This window comes from Paraburkholderia sp. UCT31 (assembly GCF_014397655.1).
Classification (GTDB): domain Bacteria; phylum Pseudomonadota; class Gammaproteobacteria; order Burkholderiales; family Burkholderiaceae; genus Paraburkholderia; species Paraburkholderia tuberum.
Genome location: NZ_VZQP01000112.1, coordinates 1 through 10,548, shown reverse-complemented (window position 1 = coordinate 10,548; position 10,548 = coordinate 1). Strand labels below are relative to the sequence as shown.

Annotated in this window: 10 protein-coding genes and 3 pseudogenes; 4 read left to right on the top strand and 9 right to left on the bottom strand. The window is 63.2% G+C overall.

Going from position 1 to position 10,548, the window contains the following annotated elements; all coding sequences use genetic code 11:
- The 4 genes and pseudogenes from F6X40_RS40185 to F6X40_RS40175 form a co-directional block, all read right to left on the bottom strand.
- A partial coding sequence (locus F6X40_RS40185; RefSeq protein ID WP_187631710.1) for a chromate transporter occupies nucleotides 1–252 on the bottom strand: 252 nt, incomplete at its 3' end.
- A 210-nt stretch (nucleotides 253–462) separates the two neighbouring features.
- Nucleotides 463–655: pseudogene (locus F6X40_RS43005) on the bottom strand (hypothetical protein); the annotation flags it as partial.
- A 54-nt stretch (nucleotides 656–709) separates the two neighbouring features.
- The gene (locus F6X40_RS40180) at nucleotides 710–973 is read right to left on the bottom strand and encodes a hypothetical protein (RefSeq protein ID WP_187631709.1); all 264 of its coding nucleotides are present in this window, start codon (nucleotides 971–973) and stop codon (nucleotides 710–712) included.
- A 2-nt stretch (nucleotides 974–975) separates the two neighbouring features.
- Nucleotides 976–1,728, bottom strand: coding sequence for a hypothetical protein (locus tag F6X40_RS40175; RefSeq protein WP_187631708.1), 753 nt, complete (start codon nucleotides 1,726–1,728; stop codon nucleotides 976–978).
- 233 nt (nucleotides 1,729–1,961) lie between these two features.
- On the opposite strand from F6X40_RS40175, the gene F6X40_RS40170 reads away from it, so the two are divergent.
- Nucleotides 1,962–2,186, top strand: coding sequence for a hypothetical protein (locus F6X40_RS40170; RefSeq protein ID WP_187631707.1), 225 nt, complete (start codon nucleotides 1,962–1,964; stop codon nucleotides 2,184–2,186).
- On the opposite strand, the gene F6X40_RS40165 is transcribed toward F6X40_RS40170, so the two are convergent.
- The 4 genes and pseudogenes from F6X40_RS40165 to F6X40_RS43000 form a co-directional block, all read right to left on the bottom strand.
- Nucleotides 2,181–3,230, bottom strand: a complete 1,050-nt coding sequence (locus tag F6X40_RS40165; RefSeq protein WP_184065820.1) for a zinc-dependent alcohol dehydrogenase family protein — start codon at nucleotides 3,228–3,230, stop codon at nucleotides 2,181–2,183. The two genes, F6X40_RS40170 and F6X40_RS40165, sit on opposite strands and share 6 nt — an antisense overlap.
- Before the next feature lie 418 nt (nucleotides 3,231–3,648).
- Nucleotides 3,649–4,524 carry a helix-turn-helix domain-containing protein gene (locus tag F6X40_RS40160; RefSeq protein ID WP_187631706.1) on the bottom strand — a complete coding sequence of 292 codons (876 nt, stop codon included), beginning with the start codon at nucleotides 4,522–4,524 and terminating at the stop codon, nucleotides 3,649–3,651.
- A gap of 37 nt (nucleotides 4,525–4,561) precedes the next feature.
- Nucleotides 4,562–5,119 (bottom strand): carboxymuconolactone decarboxylase family protein, encoded by a 558-nt coding sequence (locus F6X40_RS40155; RefSeq protein WP_184022784.1) that lies wholly within the window; start codon nucleotides 5,117–5,119, stop codon nucleotides 4,562–4,564.
- A 103-nt stretch (nucleotides 5,120–5,222) separates the two neighbouring features.
- Nucleotides 5,223–5,375 (bottom strand): annotated as a pseudogene (locus tag F6X40_RS43000) (alcohol dehydrogenase); the annotation flags it as partial.
- On the opposite strand from F6X40_RS43000, the pseudogene F6X40_RS40150 reads away from it, so the two are divergent.
- Nucleotides 5,367–5,492: pseudogene (locus F6X40_RS40150) on the top strand (alcohol dehydrogenase); the annotation flags it as partial. The pseudogenes F6X40_RS43000 and F6X40_RS40150 overlap by 9 nt on opposite strands.
- A 136-nt stretch (nucleotides 5,493–5,628) precedes the next feature.
- Here F6X40_RS40150 and katG read toward each other — a convergent pair.
- Complete coding sequence (gene katG, locus F6X40_RS40145) at nucleotides 5,629–7,887, bottom strand: catalase/peroxidase HPI (RefSeq protein WP_187631705.1); 2,259 nt, start codon at nucleotides 7,885–7,887, stop codon at nucleotides 5,629–5,631.
- A gap of 546 nt (nucleotides 7,888–8,433) precedes the next feature.
- Between katG and F6X40_RS40140 the strand changes: the two genes are divergently transcribed.
- Together F6X40_RS40140 and F6X40_RS40135 are read left to right on the top strand one after the other, a co-directional pair.
- Nucleotides 8,434–9,678: a tyrosine-type recombinase/integrase gene (locus tag F6X40_RS40140; protein WP_187631704.1), complete on the top strand. Its 1,245-nt coding sequence runs from the start codon at nucleotides 8,434–8,436 to the stop codon at nucleotides 9,676–9,678.
- A 214-nt stretch (nucleotides 9,679–9,892) separates the two neighbouring features.
- On the top strand, nucleotides 9,893–10,492 hold the full coding sequence (locus tag F6X40_RS40135; RefSeq protein WP_187631703.1) for a hypothetical protein: 600 nt from the start codon (nucleotides 9,893–9,895) through the stop codon (nucleotides 10,490–10,492).
- Nucleotides 10,493–10,548 lie beyond the last annotated feature (56 nt).

Sequence of the window (10,548 nt, the reverse complement as noted above, 5' to 3'; positions counted from 1 at the left end):
GGCCCGCAGCAGCCCGATCGAAAACCCCGCCTGGCTGCTCGCGGGTCCCGGCAGAAATTGGCACAGGCCGATCAGGTCGGTGAAGGCTTCATCGTCGAGCCAGCGGCGCCGCTCGACGAACTCGCGCCGGAAGTAGCCGATGTGAGCGATCGGACCGCCGAAACTGGTCAGCCCGAGTTTCAGAAAGACGATGAAAACCTCGATCACGCACGCGAGCCGTGAGCGGCGCGGCGACGACAAATCAGTATCCATGGATGTGCGGGTTCGAGCGCTGCCGATTTCGAGAGCCGGCGGGCAAGGCGCCGTCGACGGGCTTCGTGTTTGACGACGCACAGTATAGAGGCCTACGGCGCGACCACGCGCCGCACCCGCGCTTGATCTGGGTCAATCGTGCCCCTTGCTTGCTGCAACACACTGGGCACCATCATTTGCGCGTGTTCGAATGCCTTTTCACCCGCGTCGCTAATCGCGGTATTCGTCAATCCAGATAGTCCCGCCAAGGGCTTCCATCATCGTGCGGATATCATTCGGGATATCCGGTACCCGGTCGCCGCTCTCGTTATCCCAATAGCAAAAAACCCATCTGCGCACCAGTGCGTCTGAGCAGTTCGGGTAAATCCGATCGCGGTAGCGCCAAGCGTTCGATCAGATAGCGAGCCGCTCGCGCCAAGCGACCATAAGAAAGCCCGCTGCGCTGATGCCTTGCGGCTTATGGCAGAGGGAACTGATCCGGCTTCACACGCAAACGCCGCTTCACTTCGGGGTGAAATATCGCGAGGATGCCGAGCGCTGTCGCACCGAGCCGATTTGCGACGTTTTCTGTCAATTCACCTCCGGGAATGTCTTCGAGGCGCCAAGGCGCGATGACATTTTTGTCGCGTAGTGCGGCGAGGTCCTCATCCTTGACCGAGAATACTTCGAATTGCTGCAATTCAGAGTTATACGAAACAACAAACGATTTTGGGGCGACCATTCTTAGTATCCTCGGCACTGGTTATAGAGGGTGAAGGCGTTTTGCTTGCAAGCGATGAAGGTATAGGCAACATTAGTCATTGCCTTGTAGAGATTGCATTCGGCGAGATTTCGCTCATACTCCGCGAAGCATTGCGCCTCCTGCACTTCATTCACTCCGCGCGCCGCGATGTCTTGCACATCATCACTTATTGCATTTGGCTGGTACTCGAACGGCTGTGCATTGCCGAGATTCTGCGGCACGCGCGGGCTGTTGCCATATAGCGAGCTTGCCATGTCCGTGTCGGCCGGTTGTTGCGCGCGCGCGAGGCCTGACTGGGAAGCCTTTTCCCGCTGCTCCCGTATCGCCTGCACGCACTCGCGCATCTCGTCACGCTCAGGGACGAAGATCAGCCTACCGTCCTTCACTTCGTTGTACAGGGCTTTGGCAACCTCATGATCCTTCATCCTGTACATATGAACGCGGATGTCACTTCGACCGAGCATATCGCGCAGTTCGTGCGACTGGTGGGACAGCAATATGGACGGGGCGTACCGCAACCACGCGGCTAGGGCCTCCTTCATGCCTTCCTCCAGATCGCCGCGTCCCTCGCGAGGCGCGCTGGCCGGCAGTGCAAAATGAAACCACCGTATCACATCGAACATCCAGGGAGACTGGATGTGAAGGTATTGCGACTTGCGAACGCTGCGCGAGAAGAAATGTCCGTGTGACCCCTCACGGGCATTGTGGTAAGCGTCGAGAAAAAGCGAAGTCATCGTGCCTCACAGTCAATTCAAGAGGCCCGATTTTGCAACAGGACACCATCCCAAAAAACCCCTCTGTATTTACGTCCCCCGGACGGATACCGCGTGCAGCGCACGCACGTCCCAGCTCAATGGCCAGCGTTCCGAAGGCCCCGACGCAACGCAGAGCGCGCCTCAAAAGAGTTGAATCGGTCCACTCTCATGCGGGCCGCTTTCTTTGTGTGTCATTGTCAACGCCCGCATCGATGCCTGCCATTACGCTATTGGCTCTCGGCAAACTGCGCGTCGTTTCGAGCCGCCTCGCCGAAACGGTGCGGCTTTCGACTTCACTGATCTGGAATTCGCTGACGATAGCGGTACGCCCCGCACGAAAACCGGTCCTGATCCAGCCTGGCAGGCGACACCGACGAAAGCAGGCCGACATCCGCATGGCGATGGCGATCCATGCTCCGGCTGCGGACCGCTTATGACGCCGATGACGCCTCGATCAACACCTTCAGCGCGCGTGTGCTCGACGCGCGGGAGAACGTCTCGTAAGCCGAAAGAATATCGTCGAGCCGGAAGCGATGCGTGATCAGACGCGTGGGATCGATCCGCCCCGCCTTGACTGTCTTCATCAGCATCGGTGTACTGACGGTATCGACGAGACGCGTCGTGATCGCGATGTTGCGATCCCACAGCTTTTCCAGATGCAGATCGCACTTGACGCCGTGCACGCCGATGTTCGCGATCGTTCCACCCGGCGCGACCAGCTGCTGGCAAAGCTCGAACGTCGGCGGAATGCCGACCGCCTCGATCACGCAGTCGGCGCCTACCGATTCGGTCAGCTTCAGCACTTGGGCGACCGCATCGGCACGCGCGTTGTCGATGCAAGCGGTCGCGCCGAAGCGTTGCGCGACCTCGAGCCGGTTCGCGTCGGGATCGATCATGATGATCTGCGCCGGCGAGTAGAACTGCGCGGTCAACAGCGCAGCGAGACCGATCGGCCCCGCGCCGACGATCGCCACGGTGCAGCCCGGCTGAACCTTGCCGTTGAGCACGCCGCACTCGAAGCCGGTCGGCAGAATGTCGGACAGCATCACGAGCGCCTCTTCGTCGAGGCCAGCCGGAATGCGGTACAGACTGCTCTGCGCATGCGGAATGCGCACATATTCGGCCTGCGTGCCGTCGATCCGGTTACCGAGAATCCAGCCGCCCGTCGTGCAATGCGAATACATGCCGCGCCGGCAGTAGTCGCAGCGGCCGCACGAGGTGATGCACGAGATCAGCACGTGATCGCCGGCCGCGAGCCCGTTCACCGCCTCGCCGACCTGATGCACGACACCGACGCCTTCGTGGCCGAGAATGCGGCCCGGTTCGCAGGTCGGCACGTCGCCTTTGAGAATGTGCAGATCGGTGCCGCAGATCGTCGTGCGGGCGACTTTGACGATTGCATCGGTGGGCGCCGTGAGTTCGGGTATCGGCCGTTCGTCGAGCGACTTTTTGCCGGGACCGTGATAAACGAGTGCTTTCATGACGGACTTCTCCTATGGCCGGAATGAAACACGATGCGTGGCGGCAAACGCGTTCGCGCCTGAACCTGGTCGTGTCATGCGTCGGCTAGCACCGGCGGGAACGTAATGCGTCACGCGCTTGCATCATGAGCCCCGGCGTGGCGGGCGGCTTGATCTGGGTCAAGCACTACGAAAACAACGCCGACGCGTCGATGTCGGCCATTTTCTCGAGTTCTTGCAGATAGAGGCCGGGAAAGGGACCCGCGCCTACCTGCACATCGGCCGCGAAGAAGCTGCACGCGCGAGCACCTCGGTCACGTCGCCGAAGTCGGAGATGATGGCCGCGCGCGAACTGGGCGCACGGCGGAACCAGAGTGGCGTCGGATTGCTCGACCTGATCGGCTCGGATGATCGCCCAAAAACCGAAGACATCGCTATATCACGGCATACGGTTTGCCGATATTGGAGGTTGCGGGGCCGCATGCGCGGCGAGCAGCTGCTGGTGCCTTGCTTCGGTGGCGTCGTCGGCGGGGAACATGCATTCGATGCGCAACTCCTGCGCGGCCACGTTTTGCGGTGTGCCGACGGTCGTGACCATCGAGAAATACCGCAGCACCACGCCTTCGCTGATGAAGCCGAGCGGAACCATCGGCAGCGTCGCGGGTGTCGCGGAAGAGCCATGATGCGTCTTCCAGTCGCGCGGCACGTCGGGATACGCAAGCAGTTCATCGAGTAGACGCTTCGTGTTGGCGCCGATTACATGACCGACCGACTCGCGATACACGCGTTGCAACAGACTTCGCGCGACCTCCTGCCACTCGGCGATGAACGGACGCATGCCATGTGGATCGAAGATCAGATGCAGCATGTTGCGCGGGCCTTCGCGCGCGGTCATGTCGATGAAGCAGTTGAAGAAGCGCGGGGCCGCGTCGTTGGTCATCAGCACGTTCCAGTCGCGGTCCATCACGAGCGCCGGAAACGGCTCATGCTGACGCACGACCCGTTCGAGCGCGCGAACCACGCCGTGCATTTCCTGCGCATTCCACGGTGCTTCCGAATAGATCGGTGCATAACCCGCGGCAAGCAGCAGCGCATTGCGCTCGCGCAGCGGCACGTCGAGGGTCTGCGCAAGCGTCAGCAGCGTGTTGCGGCCCGGCACGCTGCGCCCGCTTTCGATGAAGCTGATCTGCCGCTGCGAGATGCCGGCCTCGACCGACAGATCGAGCTGACTCACGCCACGCACGTCACGCCAATAGCGCAACAGACCGCCGAGATCGCCCGGCTGCACTTTCGGATCGTGACTCGTGACGTTCATGGTGTTGCCCTCCTGTTGATGCCTGAACGGGATCGCTTCAGCGCGCGGGCGCGTGCCACGCGAATTCGGCGAACTGCGTTTCGAGCGGCGGCTCGGTCACGCTGCCGGTGTAGTTCGTGATCGTCGACGCGGCGACCACCGCGACCACCTCGAGAATCTGCTCCGCGCTGAAACCTGCCGCGAGAAAGCGTTGCCGGTCCTCATCGGCGAGGCGGCCGCGTTTTTCGATCAGCGTGCGCGCGAGCGTCGACAGCGCCGCGAGCCTCGTGTCGTCGGGCACGCCGCCGTGGCGGATCGCCTCGACATCGGCGCGGCGCAGTCCCGCGTTCAAGCCGAGCGCGGTATGAAACGCAACCGCCCATTCGCTCGCGTTCGTCACGGCGTTGGTGAGCAGCAGCGTCTGGATCTCCGGTTCGGTCAGACTGCTCGCATGCACGCGCTCGAACAGGCCGATGAAGCCGTTGATCAGCACCGGTGAAGCCGCCATCTTGGCCGCGATGTTCGGAATCAGGCCGAACGCCTGCTGCAGTTTCCGGAGCACGGGTTTGGATTGCTCGGGAGCGGACTCGATCGTGTGAACGGGATAGCTGGACATGGTATCTCCTTGACGTGTGCGCCATCGGATCGGCGGCGCGGTAGTCGAAGAGTAGAGGCAGCCGCGCGGCTCGCCAATTACATCGGATGTCATCGCCATGCACGATCGGCACTTCGATCGGCTCTTCGGAAACGTCGACCATCACGAGCTTGCCGTTCAGGCCGAGACCGCCGAGCGTCGCGGTCATCGCCTTGCCGCTCGTCACCGTGGCCAGTATCAGCTTCGCGCCGCCCAGTGCCTGCAGCTTCTCGGCGAGTTCATCATGGGACGCAACTCGGTGCAAGGCTGGCCCTCCGGCACCTCGGCCGATTCGCAGGACACGCTCGCGTTCAGCGCGCTCACCGGTGTCAAGCCGATGATCGAAGAGTATCCGCCGGCGCAGAAGCAGTGACGAGGCGAAGAAAAAGCGCGCTTGCCGGCATCCCGGCAAGCGCGCTCGATAACTTCGCAAATCCACCTTCAAAAACTACGGCGACGTGGCAAAGAACCACTCGCCAGCACTGGCCGGATCAAGCCAGATCGAAACGATCCAGATTCATCACCTTGACCCACGCGGCAACGAAGTCGCGCACGAATTTCTCCTTGCCGTCCTCGCTCGCGTAGACCTCGCTCAATGCGCGCAGCACCGAGTTCGAGCCGAACACCAGATCGACGCGCGTACCGGTCCACTTGACCTCGCCGCTCTTCGTGTCGGCACCTTCGAACGTTTCCGCGGCCTCCGACACCGGCGTCCATTCCGTGCCCATGTCGAGCAGATTGCGGAAGAAGTCGTTGGACAGCGTTTCCGGCTTGTTCGTCAGCACACCTTCTTTGCCAGCGCCCACCTTCAGCACGCGCAGGCCGCCGATCAGCACCGTCATCTCTGGCGCCGTCAACGTTAGAAGTTGCGCCTTGTCGATCAGCAGCTTCTCCGCCGCCACCGGGAACTTGCCGCCCAGATAGTTGCGGAAGCCGTCGTGGACCGGCTCCAGCACCGCGATCGCTTCGACGTCGGTCTGCTCCGGCAACGCATCCATGCGACCCGGCGAGAACGGCACCGTCACCTGCTGCCCGGCGTTCTTCGCGGCCTGCTCGATACCGGCGCCACCCGCCAGCACGATCAGGTCGGCAAGCGAAATCTTCTTGCCGCCGGACTGCGCACCGTTGAACTCGCTCTGGATGCCTTCGAGCACCTTCAGCACCTTCTCGAGCTCAGCGGGCTGGTTGACGGCCCAGTCCTTCTGCGGTGCGAGCCGGATGCGCGCGCCGTTGGCGCCGCCGCGCTTGTCCGAGCCGCGGAACGTCGAAGCCGAGGCCCACGCGGTCGTGACCAGCTGCGACACCGACAGCCCCGACGCGAGGATCTTCTGCTTCAGCGCCGCGACGTCCTTGTCGTCGACGAGCGGGTGATCGACGGCCGGAATCGGGTCCTGCCACAGCAGTTGCTCCGACGGCACTTCCGGGCCAAGATAGCGGGCGCGCGGACCCATGTCGCGGTGCGTCAGCTTGAACCACGCGCGCGCGAACGCGTCGGCGAACTCGTCGGGGTTGGCCATGAAGCGGCGAGAGATCTTTTCGTAGATCGGGTCGAGGCGGAGCGACAGGTCGGTCGTCAGCATCGTCGGCAGCACTTTCTTCGATGGGTCGTGCGCGTGCGGATACGTGGCCTGCGCGTCCTTCGCGACCCACTGGTTCGCACCCGCCGGGCTCTTCGTCAGCTCCCACTCGTGGCCGAACAGGCTCTGGAAGTAGCTCATGTCCCACTGCGTCGGCGTCGCGGTCCACGTGACTTCGATACCGCTCGTGATCGTGTCGCCGCCCCGGCCGGTGCCGAAGCTGTTGCGCCAGCCGAGCCCCTGGGCCTCGAGACCGGCACTTTCCGGTTCCGGACCGACGTTATCGGCCGGCCCCGCGCCGTGCGTCTTGCCGAACGTGTGGCCGCCGGCGATCAGCGCGACCGTTTCCTCGTCGTTCATCGCCATGCGGCCGAACGTTTCGCGGATGTCGACTGCCGCGGCGAGCGGATCGGGATTGCCGTCCGGGCCTTCCGGATTCACGTAGATCAGGCCCATCTGCACCGCGCCGAGCGGGTTTTCGAGGTTGCGGCCGGGCGGATCGGTACGGCTCTTTTCGGTGCCGTGCAGCTCCTCGTCGGCGACCAGCACGCCTTCGTCGTCTTCCCTGCCGGCCGCTCCCTTGCCGTAGCGCACGTCGCCGCCGAGCCAGGTTTTTTCATTGCCCCAGTAGACGTCCTGGTCCGGTTCCCACGTGTCCTCGCGGCCGCCGCCGAAACCAAAAGTCTTGAAGCCCATCGTTTCGAGCGCGACGTTGCCGGTCAGGATCAGCAGGTCGCCCCACGAAATTTTCTGGCCGTATTTCTGCTTGATCGGCCATAGCAGCCGGCGAGCCTTGTCGAGGCTCACGTTGTCCGGCCAGCTATTGAGCGGCGCGAAACGCTGCTGGCCGCGCCCTGCGCCGCCGCGGCCGTCGCCGATGCGGTACGTGCCGGCGGCATGCCATGCCATACGGATAAACAGCGGGCCGTAGTGGCCGAAGTCCGCGGGCCACCAGGGCTGCGAATCGGTCATCAGCGCGGCGAGGTCTTTCTTGACCGCGGCGTAGTCGAGGCTCTTGAATGCCTCGGCATAGTTGAAGTCCTGGTCTAGCGGATTGGAGCGGTTCGAATGCTGGTTGAGCAGGTCGAGGCGCAATTGCTTCGGCCACCAGTCCCGATTGGTCGTCCCGCCGCCGGCGGTATGGATGAACGGGCACTTTGCTTCGTTTGACATGCGTTCTCTCCTTTGGAGGATGTCACCGTTGTCGATCGGAGTCGGTGCCTGGGTACTTTCTCCAATCCCATGCAAGGTACTTGTTATGCGTTTGTCATCGTGTCAGGCTTGCGTGGCAATTTGACGACCCGAAAACCCGACAGTCAGCCGAATGGCTCGGCAGTGCACTCATGAAATCCAGGGTCGAGGGCAACGCAGCCGATGTCCGTAACGGCTGACTCCGGTCGGCGCTCCACTCCTATTCGAATATAGGCGAGGACAAAGTTCAATAGAATTCGAATACGGCAATGCCACTAATAGACGGCGACTATAGCGGGCGGAAAACGAGCGGCGCCCTGCATCACTATATGCCGATCGATCGTCACCGCGTCGAAGCTTGAGCGCACCCGGCTGTTTCGCGCCAGGCGCAGCCGACTGTGTGATAGGGTTTCGCGTTTCGTCCGCAACAGAGTGGGCACTGCTTTCTTTTCAGGCAAGCGCTTCTGACAGCACCTGAGCGGAGCAGAATGACGCCAACCGGCGTGCGCCCGAGGAGTGTCCCGAACCGTGTCCAAAGCCGTGCCGAAAGCTGCCCCGAACGCTGAGCTCGCCACCGTCCAGCCCGTCGAATCGCTCGTCGTGCCGGAACTGCTCGATGGCCGCGACGGCACCAATCGCGGCGCGGCGGAAAACTCGCAGCTATCGGCGCGCAACGACCTCGACGCCGTGCGCGCCTGGCTGTCCAATTACGCGGACACCAAGACCACCTTCGACAACTACCGCAAGGAAGCGGAGCGGCTGCTGCTGTGGGCCGTCGTGCAGCTCGGCAAGCCGCTGTCGTCGCTGACGCACGAGGATCTGCTGCTGTTCAAGACGTTCATCGCCGATCCGCAGCCGGCCACGCGCTGGGTGTCGGCGAACGGCGGCAAGTACGCGCGCGGCGACGCGCGCTGGCGGCCGTTCAACGGGCCGCTGTCGCCGGCCAGCCAGCGCCAGGCGCTGATCATCCTGAACGCGATGTTCACGTGGCTCGTCAATGCCGGCTATCTGCGCGGCAATCCGATGGCGCTCCTGCGACAACGCGCGAAGCGCTCGGCGCCGCGCGTGACGCGCTATCTGTCGACGTCACTGTGGGACGAAGTGAAGCTGTTCGTCGAGCAGCTGCCGCAAGATACCGATGCGCAACGCGCGTACTACGCGCGTTGCCGCTGGCTGACCACGCTGTTCTATTTGCAGGGCATGCGCATTTCCGAGGTGGCCGGCGGGCAGATGGGCCAGTTCTTCAGAAGGCTCGGCGCCGATGGTCAGGACCAGTGGTGGCTCGAGACGCTCGGCAAGGGCGACAAGGAGCGGATCGTGCCGGTGTCGGCCGAACTGGTTCAGGAGCTGCGCAGCTACCGCACGCTCAATGGCCTCGCCGCCCTGCCGACCCGCGCCGAGGAAACGCCGCTCGTGCTGCCGTTCAAGGGCCGCAACCGCTGCCTGTCGCGCTCGGCGATTCACGACGCGATCAAGGGCATCTTCGCGGGCGCGGCCAAGTGGCTGCGTGCGCGCGGTCCCGAATTCGCCGATCGCGCCGACGAGCTCGAGCGCGCGTCGGCGCACTGGCTGCGGCATACGGCCGGTTCGCATCAGGCGGACGGCGGCGTCGATCTGCGCACGATCCGCGACAACCTCGGCCACGTTTCGCTGAATACGACCAGTCTTTACCTCCACACCGAGGACGACGCGCGGCATACCGAGACCGTTAATCGACACCGGATGAACTGGGACGACGCGAAGTCTGAAGACGGCAATGCGGGCGGCAATTAAGCGCGGATCGGGCGGGTGAAACGCGCCGGAATTTTTGCGTTATTTCTTTCTGTTTCCCAGTTGGATCAATTCATCAGGCGATGCGCGCCGGGCATGCGTTTGCGCCTGCGCGTTTACCCGCTCATTTCTTTGGTCGTCGATTCATATCTCAAGAATGCAGAACGCCGACCGTTAAACGGGCGTCGCTCGACAAATAACCAATACAAACCGGGGAATGAACTTGAAAACCATCACCAACGCGCTGTTGGCGTCGGCTGCGTGCGCTACCTTTCTCGCGGGCTGCGTGACCAGTGGGCAAGGCCGGCTCGTCAGCGCCCCGAACCGGGTCGACGAAGTGACCGTGACCGCGTATCAGCCGTTGCCGACCGATGTGTACGTCGCCAATGTGGTCGATCGCGATGTGGTGATCGTCGGCGGCGATACGTATATCTGGGTCGTCGCCCGGGACGGCGTCCGGCATCGCCAGTTCTATTCTCATGGCGATCATCGCGCCGAGGTTTTCCATCGCCGTGAGGAACTGCATCGTGTGATGGCGAGCCATGACGGTCATCTGCCGGAGCATCCGGGCGGCGGCGAACATCCGGGCGGCGCGCATCCGCCGCTCGGGCACCCGGGCGGCCCCGCGCCGGCGATGGCCGCGCACGGACAGCCGCCGCGAGCCGACAGGCACGCCACCAGACCGGTCAGGTCTGCACCACCCGCGACGGCCGCGCACGGACAACCGCGCCGCGCCGACATGCACGTCGCCGGGCCGGTCAGGCCCGCGCCCGCACCATCGGCAAAGCGGGTGTCGAAGGATCCGAAGAAGTCGTAACGTCGCTGACAGGCGCGCTGCCAAAGCGCCTTCCTGCATCGCCCGCTTCCCCCAAC